The following is a 21,314-nucleotide window of genomic DNA, read 5'->3' as shown; positions in this document are numbered from 1 at the left end:
TCATTAGTCTTTCGGTTTGTATGTCAATTCGAAGCTGGATGGAACCTGTCCCGATTTATCTTTTGGAAACGGTTCCGACTTTGCTATGCCGCGCTTGACTGCGTCGTCAAAGCCGGGCACGCCGGAAGATTTCTGCAATTTTAGGCTCTGAATGGAGCCGTCGGGAAGCAGGTTGACTTCATAGACTGCGGCAGGATTGCCATTCAGGTCGTTGGGCACGTTAAAGATCGTGTTCGATTTAATTTTCCCCTTGATGCGGTCGCCATACCCCGGGTCACCGCGATTGCCCTGCGATTTGGCGGCAGTGCCGGCGCCGCCGCTACCGCTGGCGCTGCTGGTTCCTCCCGTCATGCGGCGCATCTCTGCATCGCGCAATTTGGCAAGTTTTGCGTCATCCGCAGCGAGCGCGGCCTGTTTGGCAAGTTCCTGCTTGTGCTTTTTTTCCTGCGCCGCGGCGGCAATCTTGCTGGCTTCTTTTTCTTCGCGTTTTTTCTGTGCCAGCGCTTTTTCTTGCTCAGCCTGTGCCGCGTCTTTTTCCCTTTGCGCTTCTTTCTGCGCTTCTTTTTGCTTTAACGCGTCTTTTTCTTTCTGTACTTCTTTTCGCTGCAACGCTTCTTTTTCCTTCTGTGCCTGCTTTTCATTCAAGAGGTCTTTTTCATGGCGCTTTTGCTCCAGCCGTTCTTGCTCCCGCTCCTGTTGCTCTTGCCGTGCCTTGCGTTTTTTTTCCTGCTCCAGTGCGATATCGGGTTTTACTACCGGCGGCGTTGCAACCACGGGACGCGGCTCAGGTATGGGCGCCGGTTTCTCAGGTATGGGCGCCGGTTTTTCAACCACTTTTTCGATTGGCGGTTCTGGTTCTGGCTGGGGCTCTGGTTGCGGTTCCGGTATTTTCTGCACAGCTACGGGTGCGGCTTCCTGCGTGTTCGGGCTCCAGATTTCAGCTTCGACCGTAAGCGGTTTTTCGTTTTGCCAGCGGATGCCGAACCACAGGAAGGCGAACAGTGCCACGTGGACCACCGCAGCAAGAGCGAAGGCGCGCCAGCGGCCGGGCTCATGTGGAACGGAATAGGGCGTCGATTCGTTCATGGATTTATGACGGCTTTCACTGTTTGGCCGCGAGTCCGACGCGATTGATGCCGATTTTTTTTGCGTCTGAAATGACTTGCACCACATCGTCATAAATGATGTTTTTTTCGGCTGAAATCATCAGCGGCATCTCAGGATATTGCTGGTGCAGTTCGCGTAAATTTTCCAGCAGCACCGGGTGGTTTTTTGCAGTGGTGGCGTCGCCCCCGGCGCTGTTCTGGCTTGGGGCATTGATGCGGATTTGTGCGTTGGCATCTTTTTTCAGAATCACTTCGATATATTGGCTCGGCGGCAGCGCCGATTTGCCGGCGTTCGGCAAATCCACCATGCCGGGGTTCGGCATCGGGGCTGCCGCCATGAAGATCACCAGCAGCACCAGCATCACGTCGATGTAGGGCACGACATTGATTTCGGATTTGAACTTGCGGGCGCGACCGCCGCGCATCGAGCCTGAGATTGACGTGGTCATATGGGCTTTCCTTAGTGCGCCTGGCGTTGCAGGATGTTCGAGAATTCCTCGACGAAGCTCTCAAAACGGATTGCCAGCCGATCGATGTCATGCGAGAACCGGTTATAAGCGACTACCGCCGGAATCGCTGCGAACAGGCCGATCGCGGTGGCGATCAGCGCTTCGGCGATCCCCGGCGCCACCGCCGACAGCGTGGCCTGCTGCACGTTGGCCAGCCCGCGAAACGCATTCATGATGCCCCAGACGGTGCCGAACAGGCCGACATAGGGCGAGACCGAACCGACTGATGCCAGAAAGGCCAGATGCGATTCCAGAGCATCCATTTCGCGCTGAAAGGCTGCGCGCATCGCACGGCGGGCGCCATCCAGCATCGCGCCGGCGTCGGTGATGTCTTTTTTGGTGTAGGACGCTTGCCCCTTCAGATATTCGCCCATGCCGGCGGTGAAGATGCGTTCCAGCGCGCCGGTTTCGCCATTGCTCTGGCGCCGGTTGGAAGTTGCATCCTGATACAGCGTGCTCAGATTGCCGCCGGACCAAAAGGCGCGCTCGAATTCTTCGGTTTGCGCGCGCGCCGCCCTGATGGCAAACGTTTTGCGGAAAATGTAGGTCCAACTCATCAGTGACACGGCCAACAGCAAGGCCATGATCAGTTGCACGATGACGGATGCGTTGGTAATCAGGGCGAAGAACGAGAGATCTTGAGTGACAGTCATGGATTATGTTGTGTTTGGGGCTGGTTCATCGGTGGGCGGACACGCTGCCTGAGGCAGCGCAATATCGTCGCAATATGTTTTATGGCGTAATTTTCAACAGAACGCGTGCTGGTATCGGGCGCGGTTGGAACAATTTCACATCTACGCAAGCGACCTTGATCCGGCCGGTGGTCATCAACTGTTCACCGCGCCAGGCTTGCTGAACGAATTGCACCGAGGCCCGTCCCAGCTTTTCGACCACGACCGTCAGCTTGAGTTCATCGTCGAGTTTTGCGGGAGCAAGATAATCGACTGCAGTGCTGGTGACGACAAACATGACTCCGTCAGTATCCATCAACGATTGCTGCCCGACGCCGGCGTCGCGCAGCCATTCGCTACGTGCGCGTTCGAAAAACTTCAGGTAATTGGCATAAAACACGACACCGCCGGCATCGGTGTCTTCATAATAGACACGCACACACCAGCTGAAATTGTTGGTCATTATTGAACTTTGAATAAAAATAGTGGACGCACGATGCTTTGTGATTCTGGCGCTTATTATAAGGCGCTAGCCATCATGCTGTGATACAAGTTATTTTCAGCCGTCTTTGCCGGAAGTATTGAGCCGGTATTTTCTTATCTGCAGTCAGATAAATTCTGCCCTTTCGAGGAGCTCCGATGCAATTCGTTTTTCCGCCACCTGCTCCTGCCGCCGTACCGGTAGCCGGAGATTCCGTCTTTTTCCCGGTCCATCGCATTTATTGTGTCGGGCGCAACTATGTCGAGCACGCCCAGGAGATGGGCGGAACCGGCCGCGAAGCGCCATTTTTCTTCATGAAGCCGGCGGACGCCGTGCTGCCGGTGCCGATTGGTGCGGTAGGGCAGATGGCATATCCGACCCAGACTGCCGACTTGCAGCATGAAATCGAACTGGTGATCGCCATCGGCAAAGGCGGCCAGGACATCGACGCCGATGCTGCCTTGCAGCATGTGTGGGGTTACGCGGTCGGGCTGGACATGACGCGCCGCGATTTGCAAAGTGAAGCCAAGAAACTGGGCCGGCCGTGGTGTACCGGCAAGGGTTTTGATGGTTCAGCACCGATCGGGCCGATCCATCCGGTGTCGCAGTGCGCGCTGGCTGCCAATGCGCGCATCGAACTCAAAGTGAATGGCACAGTGCGCCAACACAGCACGCTGGACCAGTTGATCTGGAGCGTTCCTGAAATCATTGCGCATTGTTCGAAATTTTATGCATTGCAGCCGGGCGATCTGATCTTTACCGGCACTCCGGCCGGCGTGGCGGCAGTGGTGCCGGGCGATCTGCTGGAAGGCGGGATCGCTGGCCTGGAATCGTTATCGCTCAGAATCGTGTGATTGCCGGCCCCCGCGTGTTTTTGCGTGGAAAATATACTATTGCATGTATTTTTTGCAAGTCAATGAAACTATGCGGTAAACGCACAATTTTTTACTATACCCCTTGCATAATGAGGTGCCCTTGCCATGAAACTGTATAGCTATTTCCGCAGCTCAGCTTCGTACCGGGTGCGCATCGCACTGAATCTGAAAGGCTTGGCTTACGATGTAATTCCGGTGCATCTGCTGCGGCAGGGCGGCGCGCAATTCTCGCCCGAATATCTGCAACGCAATCCGGAGGCGCTGGTGCCGGTGCTGATCGACGACAGCGGGCTCGAATCTGGAGCCGAGTCCGAGGCCGAATCATCTGCTCCGGTGCTCAGGCAATCGCTTGCCATCATCGAGTATCTGGAAGAAGCCTACCCGGCGGTGGCGCTCTTGCCGCCGACGCCGCTGGCGCGCGCCTATGTGCGCGGCATCGCGTTGTCGATTGCCTGCGATATCCATCCGCTCAACAATTTGCGCGTGTTGCGTTATCTGGCGCGGCAGTTGAAGGTGGAGCAGGAAGATAGAAACGCCTGGTATCGCCACTGGTGCGAGCAAGGCTTGGCGGCGCTGGAACAAACCCTGTCCGCCGATGCGCGGGTGGGAACGTATTGTTATGGCGAAACGCCGACGCTGGCCGATTGCTGTCTGATTCCGCAGATATACAATGCCGAGCGCGTTGACTGCAATTTAAGCGCAATGCCGACCCTGTTGCGCATCCGCGCTGCCTGCATGGAACAGGGTGCATTTGTCGCTGCAGCGCCCGAGAATCAACCGGACGCTGAATAAAGTAGTGCAGGCACGGAGGCCTGCACTACTAACCACAAGTTTTTGCGACTAACTCACGGTTTCTGATAAGCAATCACTTCTTGCTGCTGCTCGCCCAAGCCGGCAATTCCCAGCGTCAGTCGGTCGCCCGGCTTGAGGAAACGTTGCGGCGTCAGCGCCATGCCGACACCCGGCGGGGTGCCGGTGGTGATGATGTCGCCCGGCATCAGCGTCATGAAGCGGCTGACATAGCTGACCAGTTTGGCGATCGAAAAAATCATGGTTTTGGTGCTGCCGGTCTGCATCCGTTCGTCGTTCAAGTCCAGATACAGGTTCAGCCGCTGCGGATTCGGCACTTCATCGCGCGTCACCAGCCACGGACCGACCGGGCCGAAAGTGTCGCAACCCTTGCCCTTGTCCCATTGCGAGCCGAGTTCCAGTTGATATTTGCGTTCCGACACATCGTTGACCACGCAATAGCCGGCCACATATTGCAGCGCATCCTTTTCGGTGACGGATTGCGCCTTGCTGCCGATGACCACGCCCAGCTCCACTTCCCAGTCGGTTTTCTTCGAGCCTTTGGGCAGCATGATCGGATCGTCCGGACCGGACAGGCAGGACGTGGCTTTCATGAAAATGATCGGCTCAGGTGGCTTCGGCAAGCCCGCTTCTGCCGCGTGATCGGCGTAATTCAGGCCGATGGCGATGAACTTGCCGACTTGCGCCAGCGGCACGCCGAAGCGCGGATTGCCGCGCACCAGCGGCAGCGTGTCCGGCTGCAGTTTTGCCAGTTTGGCTAGTGCCTTGTCGGACAATTGATCATTGCCGATGTCGGCAATGATGCCCGACAGATCGCGCAATTTGCCTTCGGCGTCGATCAAACCTGGTTTTTCTTTGCCGGGACGGCCGTAACGTACTAGTTTCATAATTTTTCTTAATGGGTGAGCGGCCATGTGCGCAGGCATGGAGTGGAGATGGATTTTATAGCAAGTCGGTCAGATAGCGCGTTCTGCTGCCGGTTGGCGCAAAAGTCGTCCGACTGGAAGCGGTAAAATAAATAAGTACACAATTTTGCATCATCAATCCAAGCGGAGCCCACAACATGAAAAAACAGATTTTAGTCGCCAGTTTGGTCAGTTTGACCGCGCTGGCCGGATGCGCGGTGGCGCCGAATTCCGCCAATGTTTACAGCAGCAGACAAGCGCAGGGCGAGCAAACCATACGCCTGGGCGTGGTCGAGTCGGTGCGCGAAGTGCGGATCGACAAAGGCTCCAGCGGCGTCGGCCAACTGGCCGGCGGCGCAGTCGGTGCGGTTGCGGCCGGCTCCAGCATCGGCGGCGGCAATGGCGCGATTGTGGCCGGCATCATCGGAGCGGTCGCCGGCGGTCTGGTGGGTCAGAATGTCGAAGCCAATATGGTGAACCGGCCTGGGCTGGAAATCACCGTCAAGCTTGATAACGGCAGCTTGCGCGCCGTCACCCAGGACGCCGATGAATTTTTCCGTGCCGGCGACCGGGTACGTTTGCTGTCGTCCGGCCGTACGATACGGGTTACCCATTGATCGGCGCTTCGATGTTCCAGGGCTGTTGATTTCTTTCTGCAGTGCCCAGACGTGAACTTGTAAGCGCCGCGAGATAGCTGGTTTATGCCGGAGTATCAGCAAAAACAATGCTATTACCGCATATATTCATGCGGTATTAAAAAATACAACGTTCAGTATTTATTTGTGCATCAGGCGAACTGCAGCGGATCGCCGGCGCGGTCGAAGGCGATAAACTGCGATAGTTTGGCGCCGGTCTGTACTGCGCTGACCATTTTTTTCAAGCCCTGATCCGCTTCGGACGCGCTCGGCATGATGCCGTTCTTGCCCGACAGGCAAGCGACCAGCACCACATCCCAGTGCTGCCCGGTCTGTTCCGATTCCTGCACCAGAGCGGCAAAATTACTCAGTGCATCCAGCGTCTTGTCCACGCACACGACCGGAGTCAATGCGCCGCCCAAGCCGGCCTGGAAATTTTGTGCTTCCGTTTCGACATGGTCGTCCGGCAATTCTTTTTTCGCGAACACAAACAGCAAGCGCTGCGGGTCGGGTTGTTGCGCTGCCGCTTGCAGCAAGTCTTCAAAGTTGGAGATGGACATGGTTTTTCAGTTCCGTGGTTGGGCGGATCAACTGCTCGATCCCGCTTGAATGGGTTTTTCGTCGCTATTCCCGGTTCGATCTTGCCGTAGTTGGGAGCCGACGCGCCTGGCAATTTTACTGGAACCGCGCCGTTAGCGGCTGCGAGCGATCCCAGTATCAGATGGCCTTGCGCATTATTCAGATTGCCGCGACACCATTTTGGGCTGGGCGCGGCCTGAAAACGCTCCTTACAATTTGAAGATCAAAATCGCCTGCATCAGCTTGGCCGATTGGTGTTCCAGACTCGTGGCGGCAGCGGCAGCCTGTTCGACCAGCGCCGCATTTTGCTGCGTAGCTTCATCCATTTGTGTGACCGCATCATTGACCTGGCTGATGCCGGCACTTTGTTCGCGCGAGGCCGAGGATATCTCGCCCATGATGCGGGCAACGCGCTGGACCGAGGACATGACCTCATTCATGGTTGCTCCGGCCTGATCGACCAGAGCGGTGCCGGCATCCACTTTAGTGACCGAGTCGTCGATCAGCACCTTGATCTCCTTCGCGGCACTGGCACTGCGCTGCGCCAGATTGCGCACTTCGGTGGCCACCACCGCAAAGCCGCGCCCCTGTTCGCCGGCGCGGGCGGCTTCTACCGCCGCGTTCAATGCCAGGATATTGGTCTGGAACGCGATGCCGTCAATCAACCCGATGATATCGCCTATCCTCCGGGCAGACAGGCTGATATCGCCCATGGTCGTGATTACACTCGATACGATCACGCTGCCTTTTTCCGCGATAGTGGAAGCGGCGCCGGCTAGCGCATTGGCCTGGGCCGCATTGTCGGCGTTTTGCAATACGGTTGACGCCAGTTCTTCCATGCTGGATGCGGTTTCTTCCAGGCTGGCTGCCTGCGATTCGGTCCGACCCGACAAGTCCATATTGCCGCTGGCGATTTCACTGGTGTCGACGATGATCTGGTCCAAATTGCTATGCAAGTCGCCGATGATGGCGCGCATGTTGATGCTGAGTTGCCCCAACGCGCGTAACAATTTTCCCAGGTCATCGTTGCGTTCGATATTGACTTGCTGCGTCAGATCGCCGCCGACCAAGGCGTGGGCAGTATCGATTGCCAGCGCCAGCGGGGCAATGACGTTTGCATGCAAGCTGTACCACAGGTACAGAGTGAGCGCGATGGCGAGCGTGGCGATGCCGGCCACCCAGCCATTGCTCTCGGTGCGGACGTTATTGCCGCCAGTCCATGCCAGCATCCCTAGAACAGCAATAATCAACAACAATGGAGCAATGTTGAGCCCGATACGCCAATCCAGTGGCATGCCTCGGATGGCAGCAATCTTGCTACGCAATCCGGTTGCGGTGGCGCTGCCATGTCTGATGGCGAGCCGGTTTGGATTGCCTTCCCGGATTTCCTTATACAGTTTGGTTGCGGCAACAACCTGCTCGCGGCTCGGTTTGGCGCGCACCGACATATAGCCCACCGGCACGCCGTTTTCTATCACCGGCGTCACAGTCGAAAATACCCAGTAAAAATTCCCGTTTTTGCAACGATTCTTTACCATTCCAGTCCAGGGCAAGCCGGCTTTGATGCAGCGCCACATATCGGCAAAAGCTTCCTCGGGCATATCCGGATGGCGCAAGATGTTTTGCGGCGCGCCGATCAACTCCGCTTCCGAAAAGCCGCTGACTTCAGCGAAATACGCATTAACGTAGTGGATATTGCCCTGTAAATCGGTTTTGGAAATGATGGCATGACCATCTTGCAAATGGCATTCGGTATCGTTGATGGGCGTGTTCAGACGCATACATTGCTTTCAGGGAGACAATAATTGTAATTGGCCAGTTATGATATCAGCAACATATGGTATTACTTGAATAAGTTTTTGTTGCGCAGCAATATTGACAGACGTCGCCGGCCGATTTGATTTTATTGGGAGTCTGCAGGAGAAATATTTCCTGCCGATGAAAGAACGCGGTAGTGCAAATACCGCTTCGGGTATGCCGACATGGCAGGCATACCTGCAGTGTGACGCTAACTTGTTACTGGGCTGCCATGTATTGGCGCCTTACCATATGCGGCCCAAGGCCTTTAAGCAATGTGTGATTCGGCTGTTTTCGGTCATTGTGCGAACTCGTAGCGCAGTTTGGTGATGTGCCCGCGCCAGTAGGGTTTCGGTCCTTCCGGCAGCAACCAGGCTACTTCACCGTCCAAGGGCACGCGCATGCCATCACGCATTGCATAATTCCAGAACCGGCCCTGCCAAGGTGTGGGCACCATTGCGCCGCCTACCGTCCGGCCGCGCGCTTCGGCGCGCACGGTGTCGATCAGTCCGTCTTCATTGAAGCGGAACAGCAGCGTCAGCGTGAGGTCGCCATCTTTCAGCGTGGCGCGGGCGGAATGGTCGTCGACGGCCTCCCAGAGTACGTGCTGGCTCGGCAGCAGCGCGGTCGGGTACCAGGCGGCTTCGGCAAAAAATCGCATCAATTCGCCCTGTGCCACTGCGCCCGTGCCGCGCAGGTTAACCATGGATACCAGCCCGAGCACCGCCGCATGCAGGATGCCTTCGCCCGCAACGTAGGCGTCATGCACCCGCACCGGCAGGCCGGGCAGCATCGCGATGCTGCCGTCCCAGTCAAAGCCGGGGCGACGGGTGACCACGCGCTGGGTGGAGCTGAACGGTTTCCACCGTTCGTCCGTCTCGCCCATGTTGAAAGTTCCGATGTGCTCCACGCTGACGGCGGCCACGATCGGCTGCCCATGCTGCAACACGGCGCGAAAATAGCGCTGAACCGGTGCGGGCAGATTCTCCAGTTCATGTCTATCGAAGACCTTGGGCTCGATCGGAAGTCTGGCGGCTTCGATCCGGTCGCGCAGTCCTCGCGTGCCCGATTCCCAGCGGAATTTTCCGTAGAGGCTTGCAGCCGCCGCGACGACCAAGCCAACGATTATGAGAAGCATGGCTTTCCTGTAGTTGTTCAGTCGCATATTAATCAAAAGTGAAGTGCAATGGCGCGTCTTGTAGGAGTGCACACGGGCGCGACCGGATTGCGAATAGCTACGGGGGGAATCGCGCCCGGGTGCGCTCCTACAGAAACTGCTTCGGTTTAAAGATTTTCCATAGCGAACTGAATAATTACATTTTCCTCCACATTCCTGCCGCCTTCAACATGCGCGACAGACTGCCGGACAGGCCGGCGAATAGGTCAAACGAAAGGTGACGCGCATTGGCCTTGTCGGCGCACGCTGCATGGACATGGATGGGGTGTGTGAGAAAAACCATCGTTTTCAAGGCCGGTGCGGCGCAGATGTAATGGGTTGGTTCCGACCCTGAGCGGACCAGTCGCACAAGCCTCAAATACAGCTTAGTAGGGTGGGTGAAACCCACCTAGCGCTAGAGTAGCGCGGGTTTCACCCGCACTACCTGGCTGGCGTACGCTGGAATGAAAAGTTAGACCGTATTGCGACCTTACCCGGACTTCGGTTCGGGTACATGAATAGTGCTCGTATGTTGCACATCATCAGCAAGCATGACACCTACATCAAAGCCAAGGACTGACGCAGCATGGTGATAAAGCCCGATTGTTGCTATATCGACTGCCAAGTAATGAGGCTCTGGGTTAGTGCTTGGAAACCCTTCCTCAATTCGTGCTGATGCGGGCGGCAACGGGACACCGATACTAGTTATAACGAACTCGATGTATGCTTTCATCTTATCGTTGAAAGAGCTTGCTTGGATGTCATGCGCGAGTAGATTCCGCAACTTATTTAGGTCCGCAATCCCTTTCCATATCCAGTGGTCCGATGCCACTGTTGAGCTAACCGCCCTGGCAACCGCCAAGAGTTGGGCGAAAGTAAACCTTGCTCCATCCAGAGCGTTGGCATGGGGAAGAACCCGATTCAAGTGTGCGCGTAGAAGTTCCTCAAAAAGCAGATGTGATTTCAACAAAGAGAAAGTTGGATCGCCTATCGTTGGCGTAATGCATCTTAGATATTGTTTGATATGATTTTTTTTCATGTGTGCTGCCGATGGCCTCGCCGGAATTAAGGCTAACTGGTACCTATACAGATAGGATGAGCCGGTATACAGGTTGGAAGACTGATAAGTACCTTAGTTTGACCCTCCATAAGCCGCACCAGTGCTAACTTTGACATCAAACTGTATGTGCGCACAATGCTAGATTATCGTGAAACACTTCAAGCACTGGAACGCTTTTCTAGTAGATCAAGAGACTTGATAAGTTTGGCGTTACATTGATGGCGTCATTGCGTGTGTCAAGGCTAAATTCAAATGTCTGGTTGCCAGAAAAATAGAAATGGCCGATTTCTGCCAATAGCAGCCTATTGCCATCCAGAAAACCGAGATATTGCGCACAGAATAGAGCGCAGGAAGGAATCCAACGACGGGTATGCCGACATGGCCGGCATACCCCTATTCGACACTAACTTATTACTTGCTTGCCATGTCCAGCAACATCGCGTTCAAGCGCTTGACGAAGCCTGATGGATCGGCCAATTGGCCGCCTTCTGCCAGCGCTGCTTGATCGAACAACAGGTTGGCCCAGTCGGCAAACTTGGCATCTTCAAGCTTCAGGCGTTGCACCAGAGGATGGCTCGGGTTGATTTCCAGAATCGGCTTCGATTCTGGTGCCGCTTGTCCCGCTGCCTTCAACATGCGCAGCAGGTTGCCGGAGAGTTCGTGTTCGTCCGCTACCAGACAGGCCGGCGAATCGGTCAGGCGGAAAGTGACGCGCACTTCCTTGGCCTTGTCGGTCAGCGCTTCCTTCATTTTTTCAACCAAGTCCTTGTATTCGGTCTGGGTTTCTTCATGCTGCTTCTTCTCGGCTTCGTCTTCCAGCGCGCCCAGATCGAGGCCGCCTTTGGCTACCGATACCAGTTCGCGGCCTTCGAACTCGGTCAGGAACGACAGCATCCATTCATCGACGCGGTCGGACAGAATCAATACTTCGACGCCTTTCTTGCGGAAAATTTCCAGGTGCGGGCTGTTCTTGGCGGCTGCATACGATTCACCGGTGACGTAATAAATCTTGTCCTGGCCTTCTTTCATGCGCGCCACATAATCGGCAAACGAGACATTTTGCTGGTCGCTGTCGCTCTGGGTGGAGGCCATGCGCAACAGTTTGGCGATGCGTTCCTTGTTGCCGGCGTCCTCGCCGATGCCTTCTTTCAGAACCTGGCCAAATTCGGTCCAGAAAGTCACGTACTGGTCTTTTTTCTCTTGTTCGTCGGCGTTCGCCATTTCTTCCAGCATGCCCAGCACGCGCTTGGTCGAGCCTTCGCGGATTGCTTTCACATCGCGCGACTCTTGCAGGATTTCACGCGAGACGTTCAGCGGCAGGTCGTTGGAGTCGATGATGCCCTTGACGAAGCGCAGGTAGACCGGCATCAGTTGTTCGGCATCGTCCATGATGAAGACGCGCTTCACGTACAGCTTGATGCCGCCGCGCTTGTTGCGGTCCCACATGTCGAACGGCGCGTGCGATGGGATGTACAGCAATTGCGTGTATTCGCTGCGGCCTTCGACCCGGTTGTGGGTATGGATTAGCGGTGCCTGGAAATCGTGCGATACGTGTTTGTAGAATTCGTCGTACTGTTCCGGCGTGATGTCGGACTTGCTGCGCGCCCACAGTGCGCTGGCTTGATTGACGGTTTCGAATTCATCCTTGACGACGGTTTCCTTCTTCTCTTCGTCCCATTCCTCTTTCGGCATCAGGATCGGCAGCGGGATATGGTCGGAATAGGTGCGGATAATCGTTTTCAGTTTCCAGGATGACAGGAACTCGTCCTCGCCTTCGCGCAGATGCAGCGTGATGTCGGTGCCGCGCGATGGCTTGTCGATAGCTTCGACGCTGAAGTCGCCGGCGCCGGTAGATTCCCAGCGCACGCCTTCACTGGCTGGCGCGCCGGCGCGGCGGGTTTCGACCGTGATCTTGTCGGCCACGATGAAGCCGGAATAAAAGCCGACCCCGAACTGGCCGATCAGCGCTGCATCTTTTTGCTCGTCGCCAGACAGGCGGCCGAAAAATTCCTTTGTGCCGGATTTGGCAATCGTGCCCAGATGTTCAATCGCTTCGTCGCGGCTCATGCCGATGCCGTTGTCGGAGACCGAAATCGTGCGCGCCGCCTTGTCGAAAGTGATTTTGATCTTCAGTTCCGGATCGTTCTCGAACAAATCGGCGTTATGGATCGCTTCGTAACGTAGTTTGTCGGACGCATCCGACGCATTCGATACCAATTCGCGCAGGAAAATTTCCTTGTTGGAGTACAAGGAATGGATCATCAACTGCAACAGTTGCGTGACTTCGGCCTGGAATCCCAGGGTTTGCTTTTCGGAAACAGTCATGTATACCTCGTGGTGGAACTTTGTTGAATAGATGGTGCAAAAATGGGGGTGATGAAATTGATTTCAAGACAAAGCGCCGGCGCTGTTGCGGCGATAGGCCGAATTGCACAGCGCAAGCTTGCCGGGAAGCGTGCTGCGCGCCCGGAGATTTGCAGGAATTGCGTTGTTTCGTTAAAGATATGCTTAAAAAATCCGTTATAAATCACGAATTTTCAGCGATACTTTAGTGCTGGAAGACAACTCCGTTCAATGTCAGCAGCAACCACAATAATCTTTAATAAACGTCAATTGCATACAGCGCCAGGGGTGGATATATGAGTACAGTGCAGCAGGAAGTCGATGAAAGAACCAATCTGACAGCAAACAACAAGTTTGAACTGCTGCTGTTCCGATTGGGGGACGCGATCAATGCCGATCGCTCCGAACTGTTCGGCATCAACGTCTTCAAAGTGCGTGAAATTCTCGCGATGCCGACCATTACCAGCGTCGCCGGCGCGCTGCCGCACATGATGGGGGTGGCGAATATTCGCGGCCAGATCATCCCGGTGATCGACCTGCCGGCGATTGTCGGCTGCACGCCAAAGAGCGGATTGAATATTCTGCTGGTGACCGAATATGCGCGTTCCACCCAAGCCTTTGCGGTCGAATCCGTGGAAGAGATCGTGCGGCTGGAATGGAGTCAGGTGTTGTCGGCCGAGTCGAGCATGGTGGGCGGCATGGTAACCAGCATTGCCCGACTCGATGGCGACATCGACGGCACTCGCCTGGCGCAAGTGCTGGACGTGGAGCAGATCCTGCACGATGTCATGCCGGCAACTCAGGTGGATATCAATCCCGGCACTGTCGGTCCGGCCTTAGCGTTGCCGCCCGGTGCGGTGATTTTGGCGGCAGACGACTCGATGATGGCGCGCACTCTGATCGAGCATGGGCTGAACGCGATGGGTGCGCCGTTCATCATGACCAAGACCGGCAAGGAAGCCTGGGAGCGCCTGCAGACCATCGCCGACGCCGCACTGGCCGAGGGCAAGACGGTGCAAGACAAGGTTGCGCTGGTGCTGACCGATCTGGAAATGCCGGAAATGGATGGCTTTACCCTGACCCGAAAAATCAAGCAGGACCCGCGCTTCAGATCGATCCCGGTGGTGATTCATTCCTCGCTGACGGGTTCGACCAACGAAGAGCACGTCAAAAGCGTCGGCGCGGATGCCTACGTGGCTAAATTCGTGGCCGAAGATCTGGCCGGCACTATCCGACGGGTGCTGGGACAGCCTGCAGCTTAATTTGAGAAGTTCATCAAGAAGTTGAGCAGGAGGCAAGGTCTGCGGCCTTGCCTCCTGCACACGCTTCTACCGCAGGCGTTTTTCGCTTATCTTCTGGGTTTGTTCACTTCATGCCCGATGACGCCGCCGACTGCGGCGCCGCCGACTGTCCCAAGCGCGTCGCCGCCAGTCAGCACCGCACCGCCCACCGCACCAACACCTGCGCCAACTGCCGTGCTTTTATCCTGCCGCGACATGCCGGAACACCCGGCCAGCGCTAGAAATGCTGCCACAGCGATCGTATTAACTGCCAATTTTTGTATTGTTTTCATGAGATCACCTCTATAAAAAATAAACGAATAAATACATTCGCGCCCACCAATTCTAAAATTGGCAGCGTGTAATTATTTGAGTCGATTCCCGTCGATAGTTCAAAAATATTACGAATCGTTGCAATTTTTCAGTGCCCGCAGCGCAATCCATATACCAATGGAGTATAGTCTGAAACAGTGCTGTTTCCGCTTATGTTACGTAGTGTTTTAAATATACTCGCCAACTATCCATTGCTGGGAAAGCCCGCGTGCGGCGCAGCCCCACTTTCCCGTTCCAGGAACGCCCGCACCTCCGGGTCGGACAGCGTGGCGACGTTGAGGCGCATGCGCCGCGATGGCAGCTGACTGGGCGAGAACAGGCAGCCGGGGGCCAGCAGGATATCTTCATTCATCGCCTTTTCCGCCAGCACATTGGTGTCGCAGCCGGTGTCGGCCCAGACGAACATGCCGGCCGGGGTGCTGATGTCGATAGTCATGCCGATGCTTTCCAGCCACTTGATGCTCTGGTCGCGTACCGCGTCCAGCCGGCTGCGCAGGCGCTCGGTGTGTTTGCGGTAATGGCCTTCGGACAGGATCTTGTAGACCACGCGCTCGCCGATTTCACTGGTGGTCAGCGCGGTCAGCATCTTGCGGTCCGACAATTGCTGGGCCCGCTCGCGCGAGGTGGCGATGAAGCCGACGCGCAGATTGGCCGCCAGCGTCTTGGAAAAGCCACCCAGGTAAATCACCCGGTTCAGCTGATCGAGCGAGGCGATGCGGGTGGCCGGCTGCACGTTGCTGCCGGGGTGCATGTCGCAATAGATGTCGTCTTCGACGATGATGAAGTCGTGTTGTTCGGCCAGTTTCAGCACTTGAAACGCCTTGGCGCTGGAGAGCGAGGTCGAGGTTGGATTGTGCAGCACCGAATTGATCACGAACAGCTTGGGTTTGTGCAGCGCGGCCAGTTCCGCCAGTTGGGCGATGTCGGGGCCGTCCGGCAGGCGCGGGATGCCGATCACCTTGGCGCCCAGCATCGTGAATGAGCCGAACATCAGGAACCAGGCCGGATCATCGACGAAGATGGTGTCGCCCGGCTGCGTGAACTGGCGTGCGATCAGGTCCAGCGCCTGCGTCACGCCGGAGGTGGTGATGATCTGTTGCGGCGTGGCGGCGATTTCCAGCGCCGCCAGTTTCAGCTGCAATTGCTGGCGCAGCGGTAAAAATCCTTGCGGCGTGCCGTAATGCAGCAGCAAGTTCTGGTGCTGGCGGCTGACCGCGCGCAAGCCATTGGCGATCAGCTCGCCGTCCAGAAAATCATGCGGCAGCAGCCCGATGCCGGGCATTTTTTGCGGCGGCGTCGGGCGAAACATGCTGCGCACCAACCACGCCACATCGAGCTGCGGCGGCGCGCTGCGGGGCGGGTGATTCGGATCGATCGCCGCCAGCAGCGGCGAGCGTTCCCGCACATAAAAGCCGGAGCCGCGGCGCGATTCCAGATAACCGTTGGCCACCAGCCGGTCGTACGCCTCGACCACGGTAAAGCGCGACACCGCACTGCTGTCAGCATACTGGCGGATCGACGGCATGCGCGCACCGGTGCGCAGCAGCTTGTCCTCAATGCGCGCTTCGACCGAGCGCACGATCTGGTTTACCAGCGAAGTGCCTGAGTCTCGGGTGAGTTGCCTATCCATCGCGCTTTCCTGTGTATTGGTCATATTGCCAGTACAGTCTTCAATTTATCTGGTCAACTGTACTGGTACTGTATTGGTTTTTTCGATTAGCATACATCAAACCCATTCAAGGAGTCAGCATGAAAAACATCGAAGTCTATGATTTCCTGGTTTTGCAGCCGGGTCAGTTGATTTCTGTCAGCGCCGATGCCGCGCTGACGCTGCAGGTCGATTGCGGCCGCGTCTGGGTCACCATTGCAGGAGACAAGAACGATTACTGGCTGTTCGATGGCGATACCCTGGCATTGATCGCTGGACGGCATGTGGTGATTGAGGCGGACCAGGGCTTCAGCCGTATCGATTTCCTGCCGTCGCTGCAGGCTGCTGATCGGCAATCGACAGAAGACACCACTGCATACGCATCGGTCGGATAAGGAATCATCATGGAGCCTCTATTTCCGCTAGCCCTGTTCGCTTTCGTCTCGTCCATCACGCCGGGGCCGAACAACATCATGCTGACTTCGTCCGGCATCGTGTTCGGTTTCAAGCGCACCATCCCGCACATGCTGGGCGTGACCTTCGGCTTCGGCGTGATGTTGTTGCTGTGCGCGGTCGGTATCGGCAGCCTGATTCTGGCAGTGCCGGCCGCACATACCGGGCTCAAGGTCATGGGTTCGGCTTATCTGCTGTATCTGGCCTGGCAGCTGCGCTCGATTGCTTTTAAACACAATACTTCTGCGGATGCCAGACCGATGTCGTTTCTGGGAGCTTCGCTATTTCAGTTCGCCAACCCGAAAGCCTGGGTCATGGCGCTGACCGGCGTTGCGGCCTTTTTGCCGGCGCTGCAGCCGGTGTGGCTTGCCATCGCTTTGTTCTGCCTGGTCTTTTGCGCGATCAATCTGCCCTGCATCGTGGTGTGGGCCGGCACCGGCGCGACACTGCGTCATCATTTGAAGGAACCTAAATGGCAGCGCGTGTTTTGCGTGGTGATGATTCTGCTGACGGTATATTCTTCGCTGGCGATCTGGCAGTAATGTTTGGCAGCAATGCCGGCGTTTTGAGATAATCACCGGCACACAAGGGCATAATGGATGAAAAGGACTGCGCAGCTGCGACGCAGTAACCCACACCATTCACAAGAAAATCGCTCCATTTTTTGAATCCAATGAGGAATACCATGTCTTTTTACAAAAAACTCGCCGCACTCAACATTGAACTGCCTGCGGTCGCAGCGCCGGCGGCAGCCTACGTGATGTTTGCGCAAACCGGCAATACCGTTTTCTTGTCCGGCCATCTTGCCAAGAAAGACGGCAAAGTGTGGGTGGGTCAATTGGGCAAGAATATCTCGACCGAAGAGGGCAAGCTGGCCGCGCGCGCGGTGGCGATCGACCTGATCGCAACGCTGCAGGCCGCGTGCGGCGGCGATCTGAACCGCGTCACCCGCATCGTCAAAGTGATGAGCCTGGTCAATTCGACCGGCGAGTATACCGAGCAGCATCTGGTGACCAATGGCGCCTCCGAACTGATCGGCGAGATTTTTGGCGAACAGGGCAAGCATGCGCGTTCGGCCTTCGGCGTAGCGCAATTGCCGCTGGGCGCTTGCGTCGAAATCGAATTGATCGCGGAAATCGCTTAAAGCCGCAATAACGCAATAACTATTACTCGTGCCTGGTGCCGGCACGTCCGATCCGAAGCGGCGGCATTTACCCAATGCCGCCCTGAGCGCCAGCCACAAGCCGGCCCGACCCGGTGGCAAGTGCCATCACTCCAAAGAGACGAAATGAAAATTGAAAACCCGAACCCGATCCAATGGCACTTTGCCCAACGCGCACAACAGTTGGAAAGCTCGGCCATCCGTGAAATTCTGAAAATCACGATGCGCCCGGAAATCATATCGTTTGCCGGCGGCCTGCCGTCGCCGGCGACTTTCCCGATCGAGCAGATGCGCGCCGCCTTCGACAAAGTGCTGTCTAGCCAGGGACGAGTGGCATTGCAATACGGCCCGACCGACGGTTACCAGCCGCTGCGCGAGTGGATTGCCGATTCGCTGTCGATTCCGGGTTCGGTGATTGTGCCGGATCAGGTGCTGATGGTGTCGGGCTCGCAGCAGGCGCTGGATTTGCTGGGCAAGGTGATGATCGACGAGGGCAGTCGGGTGCTGGTTGAAACGCCCAGCTATCTGGGCGCGTTGCAGGCATTTTCTGTCTATGGCCCGGAATTCGTCTCGGTCGACACCGATGATGCCGGTCTGGTGCCGTCTTCGGTGGCCGTAATGGGCAAGGATGCGCGCATGTTGTACGCATTGCCGAACTTCCAGAATCCGACCGGCCGCAGCCTGTCGGTTGCGCGTCGCCAGGAGTTGGTGGAAACCTGCGCGCGTCTGGGTTTGCCGCTGATCGAGGACGATCCTTACGGCGCGCTCAGTTACCGCGCCGAGCCGAAGCCGAAGATGCTGAATATGAATCCGGATGGCGTGATTTACATGGGTTCGTTCTCCAAGGTACTCACGCCCGGCATCCGGCTCGGTTATGTGGTGGCGCCGCAACCGCTGGTGCGCAAGCTGGAGCAGGCCAAACAGGCAGCCGATTTGCATACTGCACAACTGACGCAGATGGCGGTGTATGAAGTCATCAAGGATGGCTTCCTCGATAAACACATCCCGACCATACGCGCGCTGTACGCCGGCCAATGCCAGGCCATGCTGGCCGCGCTGGAAGAATTTTTCCCGTCCGATGTGCGCTGGACCCGTCCGGAAGGCGGCATGTTCATCTGGGTTACCTTGCCGAAACACATCGACAGCAAGAAGCTGCTGGATGCAGCGATCGCGCACAACGTCGCCTTCGTGCCGGGCGCGCCGTTCTATGCCAATGCGCCTGTAGCGAATACGTTGCGCCTGAGTTTCGTGACCGTGCCGCCGGAAAAAATCCGCGAGGGTGTCGCCATCCTGGGCAAGCTGATCGCGGCCAGCATGTAAATGCGGTAATAACGCCAGCCGCAACAACTGGCGTTATCAAATGGGCCTGCGGCACGTCAAACGGCGTGCCGCAGGCCCATTTTATTTATACCTGCATATGTATTATTGATGGTGCATTAATATAATGCGAAAACTACCGTGTTTTTAAGCATACTCCCACTCTTAATTTGAGTTAAGAGTAATTTTTACAAGCATTTCCGCTGCGTATGCGCGCTCACCCGGAAATAAAAAGTGACACCGAAAGACCCTTAAGGCATAGTTGATAACCGGCAATGATAGCCAGATGATCAACCCGTAGCGGGGACATCCTCAACATTGCCGGTCTGATCGAAAATAACAAAGTAGTACTGAAAAAGTGTGCCGGTGGTTAAAATTTTCAACGTAATTTTGCACCTGATTGGTGCCCGTCAATATTTAGGATGCATACATGCTAAAGAATCTCACCATCAAATCACGCTTGATTTTCGTGATTACTTTTTTGTCTTTTCAATTGATCATCGGCGGCGTGATTGGCATCGTCAGCCTCGGTTTCGCCAATGACGCGATGAAGTCGCTGTATGCCGATCGACTGATATCCACCGGGCAACTTGATCAGGTGATCCGATTGATTGACTCCAACCAGTTGATCATTGCCAAAGCAGTGACAGGGGACTTGGCCGCGCTTGGCAAGCAAATGAATCTGGTGGAAGCCAATATACAAATTATTGGCACAGTGTGGGGCGAATACCAGGCCCACGTGCGCACTGCGGAAGATAAAAAAATCGCCGATCAATTTACGGAAAATCGCAATAAATTCGTGGCCGATGGCTTGTTGCCGGCAGTCGCAGCGCTGCGGGCGGGGAGCGGGCAACTGGCCGCCGAAATTCTGAATGGGCCGATAACGCAACTGTTCATCCCGGTCGAAGCCGACATCAATGCGCTGATCAAGCATCAGATCGATGGCGCTAAACAAGAGTTTGAACAATCGCAAACCATCTATCACTGGGTGTTCATTAGCTGCATCGCCGGCATCCTGTTTGGCTTGTTGCTGGCAGCGATAGTCGGCATCTGGCTGGTGCGCGCCATTTCACGCCCGCTGGAGGTAGCAGTAAAGATTGCGCGTGGCGTTGCCGCAGGCGATTTGACGCAGCAGATTGAAGTCCGTTCCAGGGATGAAACCGGGCAGTTGATGCAAGCCTTGAAGGACATGAACGATAGCCTGGTGAAGATCGTCGGCGAGGTGCGCACCGGCACCGACACCATCGCTACCGGATCGGACCAAATTGCAGCCGGCAACATGGATTTGTCGTCGCGCACCGAGCAGCAAGCCAGTTCGCTGCAAGAAACTGCTTCCTCAATGGAAGAATTGACCAATACCGTGCTGCAGAATGCCGACAATGCGCACCAGGCCAACCAGTTGGCAGCATCCGCATCGGAGGTTGCCGCCAAGGGCGGCGCGGTGGTGGCGCAAGTGGTCGATACAATGGATTCGATCAATGCCTCGTCGCGCAAGATCGTCGACATCATCGGCGTCATCGACGGCATTGCGTTCCAGACCAATATCCTGGCCCTGAACGCTGCAGTCGAAGCGGCCCGCGCCGGTGAGCAGGGCCGTGGCTTTGCAGTAGTCGCAACCGAAGTGCGCAGCCTGGCGCAGCGCAGCGCCAGTGCCGCGAAGGAAATCAAGACACTGATTGGCGACTCGGTAGATAAAGTGGACCAGGGCGCCAGGCTGGTCGACCAGGCCGGCGCCACCATGAGCGAGATCATGGAGAGCGTCAAACGGGTCACAGACATCATGGGCGAGATCAGTTCCGCCAGCCAGGAACAGACTTCCGGCATCGAGCAAATCAATCAAGCCATCAGCCAGATGGATCAGGTCACGCAACAAAATGCGGCGCTGGTGGAACAAGCTGCTGCCGCCGCCGCATCGTTGCAGAATCAGGCCGGCAATCTGTCGCAAGTTGTCGGCATTTTCAAGCTCAATCAAATTCATGCGCTGGCGGTGGCGCCGCTGGCCAAGGTTGATGCCAATGCCGGCCTCGCAATACGCAACCGGAAGACCCTTGCGCCGCCGGCCGCCAACGGTTCGCTGCAAGTCAAAAGAATCGTCAATGCGCCAGCAGGCAAGGCTGACGAGTGGGAAGAGTTTTAAGATGTGCGTGCGGACGCCCTGCGTCCGCATTTATCCGCTGTGCCGCAGATCGCCGCC

General features: G+C 56.3%; 21 protein-coding genes. 9 read left to right on the top strand and 12 right to left on the bottom strand.

Annotated features, from left to right (window positions below):
- Window positions 1–3: 3 nt before the first annotated feature.
- The 4 genes from tolA to ybgC all read right to left on the bottom strand — a co-directional run bounded on the left by tolA (window position 4) and on the right by ybgC (window position 2,749).
- Window positions 4–1,086, bottom strand: coding sequence for a cell envelope integrity protein TolA (tolA, locus tag KGFNPO_RS13030; protein ID WP_472631686.1), 1,083 nt, complete (start codon window positions 1,084–1,086; stop codon window positions 4–6).
- 16 nt (window positions 1,087–1,102) lie between these two features.
- Window positions 1,103–1,555, bottom strand: coding sequence for a biopolymer transporter ExbD (locus KGFNPO_RS13025; protein WP_472631685.1), 453 nt, complete (start codon window positions 1,553–1,555; stop codon window positions 1,103–1,105).
- Window positions 1,556–1,566: 11 nt separating this feature from the next.
- Window positions 1,567–2,268, bottom strand: a complete 702-nt coding sequence (gene tolQ, locus KGFNPO_RS13020; RefSeq protein ID WP_472631684.1) for a protein TolQ — start codon at window positions 2,266–2,268, stop codon at window positions 1,567–1,569.
- 79 nt (window positions 2,269–2,347) lie between these two features.
- A complete protein-coding gene (gene ybgC / locus KGFNPO_RS13015; RefSeq protein ID WP_472631683.1) occupies window positions 2,348–2,749 on the bottom strand; it encodes a tol-pal system-associated acyl-CoA thioesterase in 402 nt (133 codons plus the stop codon).
- 176 nt (window positions 2,750–2,925) lie between these two features.
- Here ybgC and KGFNPO_RS13010 point away from each other — a divergent pair, with 176 nt between their 5' ends.
- Both KGFNPO_RS13010 and maiA read left to right on the top strand, forming a co-directional pair.
- Window positions 2,926–3,621, top strand: a complete 696-nt coding sequence (locus tag KGFNPO_RS13010) for a fumarylacetoacetate hydrolase family protein (RefSeq protein ID WP_472631682.1) — start codon at window positions 2,926–2,928, stop codon at window positions 3,619–3,621.
- A gap of 126 nt (window positions 3,622–3,747) precedes the next feature.
- The gene (maiA, locus tag KGFNPO_RS13005) at window positions 3,748–4,434 is read left to right on the top strand and encodes a maleylacetoacetate isomerase (protein ID WP_472631681.1); all 687 of its coding nucleotides are present in this window, start codon (window positions 3,748–3,750) and stop codon (window positions 4,432–4,434) included.
- A gap of 53 nt (window positions 4,435–4,487) precedes the next feature.
- Here the strand turns inward: maiA and KGFNPO_RS13000 are convergent, their stop codons facing one another.
- Window positions 4,488–5,339: a fumarylacetoacetate hydrolase family protein gene (locus KGFNPO_RS13000; protein ID WP_472631680.1), complete on the bottom strand. Its 852-nt coding sequence runs from the start codon at window positions 5,337–5,339 to the stop codon at window positions 4,488–4,490.
- A 176-nt stretch (window positions 5,340–5,515) separates the two neighbouring features.
- On the opposite strand from KGFNPO_RS13000, the gene KGFNPO_RS12995 reads away from it, so the two are divergent.
- Window positions 5,516–5,974 carry an outer membrane lipoprotein gene (locus KGFNPO_RS12995; protein WP_472631679.1) on the top strand — a complete coding sequence of 153 codons (459 nt, stop codon included), beginning with the start codon at window positions 5,516–5,518 and terminating at the stop codon, window positions 5,972–5,974.
- 170 nt (window positions 5,975–6,144) lie between these two features.
- On the opposite strand, the gene KGFNPO_RS12990 is transcribed toward KGFNPO_RS12995, so the two are convergent.
- From KGFNPO_RS12990 to htpG, 5 genes are all read right to left on the bottom strand, one after another.
- Window positions 6,145–6,552 (bottom strand): ribonucleotide reductase subunit alpha, encoded by a 408-nt coding sequence (locus KGFNPO_RS12990; protein ID WP_472631678.1) that lies wholly within the window; start codon window positions 6,550–6,552, stop codon window positions 6,145–6,147.
- A 228-nt stretch (window positions 6,553–6,780) separates the two neighbouring features.
- Window positions 6,781–8,352 carry a methyl-accepting chemotaxis protein gene (locus tag KGFNPO_RS12985; RefSeq protein WP_472631677.1) on the bottom strand — a complete coding sequence of 524 codons (1,572 nt, stop codon included), beginning with the start codon at window positions 8,350–8,352 and terminating at the stop codon, window positions 6,781–6,783.
- Window positions 8,353–8,666: 314 nt separating this feature from the next.
- The gene (locus KGFNPO_RS12980) at window positions 8,667–9,506 is read right to left on the bottom strand and encodes a DUF6920 family protein (protein WP_472631676.1); all 840 of its coding nucleotides are present in this window, start codon (window positions 9,504–9,506) and stop codon (window positions 8,667–8,669) included.
- Window positions 9,507–10,014: 508 nt separating this feature from the next.
- Window positions 10,015–10,563 carry a hypothetical protein gene (locus KGFNPO_RS12975; RefSeq protein WP_472631675.1) on the bottom strand — a complete coding sequence of 183 codons (549 nt, stop codon included), beginning with the start codon at window positions 10,561–10,563 and terminating at the stop codon, window positions 10,015–10,017.
- 432 nt (window positions 10,564–10,995) lie between these two features.
- Window positions 10,996–12,909 carry a molecular chaperone HtpG gene (gene htpG / locus KGFNPO_RS12970; protein WP_472631674.1) on the bottom strand — a complete coding sequence of 638 codons (1,914 nt, stop codon included), beginning with the start codon at window positions 12,907–12,909 and terminating at the stop codon, window positions 10,996–10,998.
- Window positions 12,910–13,223: 314 nt separating this feature from the next.
- Here htpG and KGFNPO_RS12965 point away from each other — a divergent pair, with 314 nt between their 5' ends.
- Window positions 13,224–14,189: a chemotaxis protein gene (locus KGFNPO_RS12965; RefSeq protein ID WP_472631673.1), complete on the top strand. Its 966-nt coding sequence runs from the start codon at window positions 13,224–13,226 to the stop codon at window positions 14,187–14,189.
- An 86-nt stretch (window positions 14,190–14,275) separates the two neighbouring features.
- On the opposite strand, the gene KGFNPO_RS12960 is transcribed toward KGFNPO_RS12965, so the two are convergent.
- Together KGFNPO_RS12960 and KGFNPO_RS12955 are read right to left on the bottom strand one after the other, a co-directional pair.
- On the bottom strand, window positions 14,276–14,500 hold the full coding sequence (locus KGFNPO_RS12960; protein WP_472631672.1) for a glycine zipper 2TM domain-containing protein: 225 nt from the start codon (window positions 14,498–14,500) through the stop codon (window positions 14,276–14,278).
- A 224-nt stretch (window positions 14,501–14,724) separates the two neighbouring features.
- A complete protein-coding gene (locus KGFNPO_RS12955; protein ID WP_472631671.1) occupies window positions 14,725–16,170 on the bottom strand; it encodes an aminotransferase-like domain-containing protein in 1,446 nt (481 codons plus the stop codon).
- A 119-nt stretch (window positions 16,171–16,289) separates the two neighbouring features.
- Between KGFNPO_RS12955 and KGFNPO_RS12950 the strand changes: the two genes are divergently transcribed.
- The 5 genes from KGFNPO_RS12950 to KGFNPO_RS12930 all read left to right on the top strand — a co-directional run bounded on the left by KGFNPO_RS12950 (window position 16,290) and on the right by KGFNPO_RS12930 (window position 21,257).
- On the top strand, window positions 16,290–16,583 hold the full coding sequence (locus KGFNPO_RS12950; protein ID WP_472631670.1) for a DUF2917 domain-containing protein: 294 nt from the start codon (window positions 16,290–16,292) through the stop codon (window positions 16,581–16,583).
- A 9-nt stretch (window positions 16,584–16,592) separates the two neighbouring features.
- Window positions 16,593–17,183: a LysE family translocator gene (locus KGFNPO_RS12945; protein WP_472631669.1), complete on the top strand. Its 591-nt coding sequence runs from the start codon at window positions 16,593–16,595 to the stop codon at window positions 17,181–17,183.
- A 143-nt stretch (window positions 17,184–17,326) separates the two neighbouring features.
- Entirely contained in the window at window positions 17,327–17,785 is a 459-nt protein-coding gene (locus KGFNPO_RS12940; RefSeq protein WP_472631668.1) for a RidA family protein, read from the top strand.
- A 144-nt stretch (window positions 17,786–17,929) separates the two neighbouring features.
- Window positions 17,930–19,123: an aminotransferase-like domain-containing protein gene (locus KGFNPO_RS12935; protein WP_472631667.1), complete on the top strand. Its 1,194-nt coding sequence runs from the start codon at window positions 17,930–17,932 to the stop codon at window positions 19,121–19,123.
- A 427-nt stretch (window positions 19,124–19,550) separates the two neighbouring features.
- Window positions 19,551–21,257, top strand: a complete 1,707-nt coding sequence (locus KGFNPO_RS12930) for a methyl-accepting chemotaxis protein (RefSeq protein WP_472631666.1) — start codon at window positions 19,551–19,553, stop codon at window positions 21,255–21,257.
- Window positions 21,258–21,314 lie beyond the last annotated feature (57 nt).

It is taken from the genome of Gelidimonas diazotrophica (assembly GCF_055694025.1).
Note: the sequence above shows the minus strand (reverse complement) of the source record. Positions and strands in the feature narration are given on the sequence as shown.

What these genes read in the sequence shown, in the direction of transcription:
- tolA (WP_472631686.1), bottom strand. Translation starts at nt 1,086, where the DNA reads ATGAACGAATCGACGCCCTATTCCGTTCCACATGAGCCCGGCCGCTGG.
- KGFNPO_RS13025 (WP_472631685.1), bottom strand. Translation starts at nt 1,555, where the DNA reads ATGACCACGTCAATCTCAGGCTCGATGCGCGGCGGTCGCGCCCGCAAG.
- tolQ (WP_472631684.1), bottom strand. Translation starts at nt 2,268, where the DNA reads ATGACTGTCACTCAAGATCTCTCGTTCTTCGCCCTGATTACCAACGCA.
- ybgC (WP_472631683.1), bottom strand. Translation starts at nt 2,749, where the DNA reads ATGACCAACAATTTCAGCTGGTGTGTGCGTGTCTATTATGAAGACACC.
- KGFNPO_RS13010 (WP_472631682.1), top strand. Translation starts at nt 2,926, where the DNA reads ATGCAATTCGTTTTTCCGCCACCTGCTCCTGCCGCCGTACCGGTAGCC.
- maiA (WP_472631681.1), top strand. Translation starts at nt 3,748, where the DNA reads ATGAAACTGTATAGCTATTTCCGCAGCTCAGCTTCGTACCGGGTGCGC.
- KGFNPO_RS13000 (WP_472631680.1), bottom strand. Translation starts at nt 5,339, where the DNA reads ATGAAACTAGTACGTTACGGCCGTCCCGGCAAAGAAAAACCAGGTTTG.
- KGFNPO_RS12995 (WP_472631679.1), top strand. Translation starts at nt 5,516, where the DNA reads ATGAAAAAACAGATTTTAGTCGCCAGTTTGGTCAGTTTGACCGCGCTG.
- KGFNPO_RS12990 (WP_472631678.1), bottom strand. Translation starts at nt 6,552, where the DNA reads ATGTCCATCTCCAACTTTGAAGACTTGCTGCAAGCGGCAGCGCAACAA.
- KGFNPO_RS12985 (WP_472631677.1), bottom strand. Translation starts at nt 8,352, where the DNA reads ATGCGTCTGAACACGCCCATCAACGATACCGAATGCCATTTGCAAGAT.
- KGFNPO_RS12980 (WP_472631676.1), bottom strand. Translation starts at nt 9,506, where the DNA reads ATGCTTCTCATAATCGTTGGCTTGGTCGTCGCGGCGGCTGCAAGCCTC.
- KGFNPO_RS12975 (WP_472631675.1), bottom strand. Translation starts at nt 10,563, where the DNA reads ATGAAAAAAAATCATATCAAACAATATCTAAGATGCATTACGCCAACG.
- htpG (WP_472631674.1), bottom strand. Translation starts at nt 12,909, where the DNA reads ATGACTGTTTCCGAAAAGCAAACCCTGGGATTCCAGGCCGAAGTCACG.
- KGFNPO_RS12965 (WP_472631673.1), top strand. Translation starts at nt 13,224, where the DNA reads ATGAGTACAGTGCAGCAGGAAGTCGATGAAAGAACCAATCTGACAGCA.
- KGFNPO_RS12960 (WP_472631672.1), bottom strand. Translation starts at nt 14,500, where the DNA reads ATGAAAACAATACAAAAATTGGCAGTTAATACGATCGCTGTGGCAGCA.
- KGFNPO_RS12955 (WP_472631671.1), bottom strand. Translation starts at nt 16,170, where the DNA reads ATGGATAGGCAACTCACCCGAGACTCAGGCACTTCGCTGGTAAACCAG.
- KGFNPO_RS12950 (WP_472631670.1), top strand. Translation starts at nt 16,290, where the DNA reads ATGAAAAACATCGAAGTCTATGATTTCCTGGTTTTGCAGCCGGGTCAG.
- KGFNPO_RS12945 (WP_472631669.1), top strand. Translation starts at nt 16,593, where the DNA reads ATGGAGCCTCTATTTCCGCTAGCCCTGTTCGCTTTCGTCTCGTCCATC.
- KGFNPO_RS12940 (WP_472631668.1), top strand. Translation starts at nt 17,327, where the DNA reads ATGTCTTTTTACAAAAAACTCGCCGCACTCAACATTGAACTGCCTGCG.
- KGFNPO_RS12935 (WP_472631667.1), top strand. Translation starts at nt 17,930, where the DNA reads ATGAAAATTGAAAACCCGAACCCGATCCAATGGCACTTTGCCCAACGC.
- KGFNPO_RS12930 (WP_472631666.1), top strand. Translation starts at nt 19,551, where the DNA reads ATGCTAAAGAATCTCACCATCAAATCACGCTTGATTTTCGTGATTACT.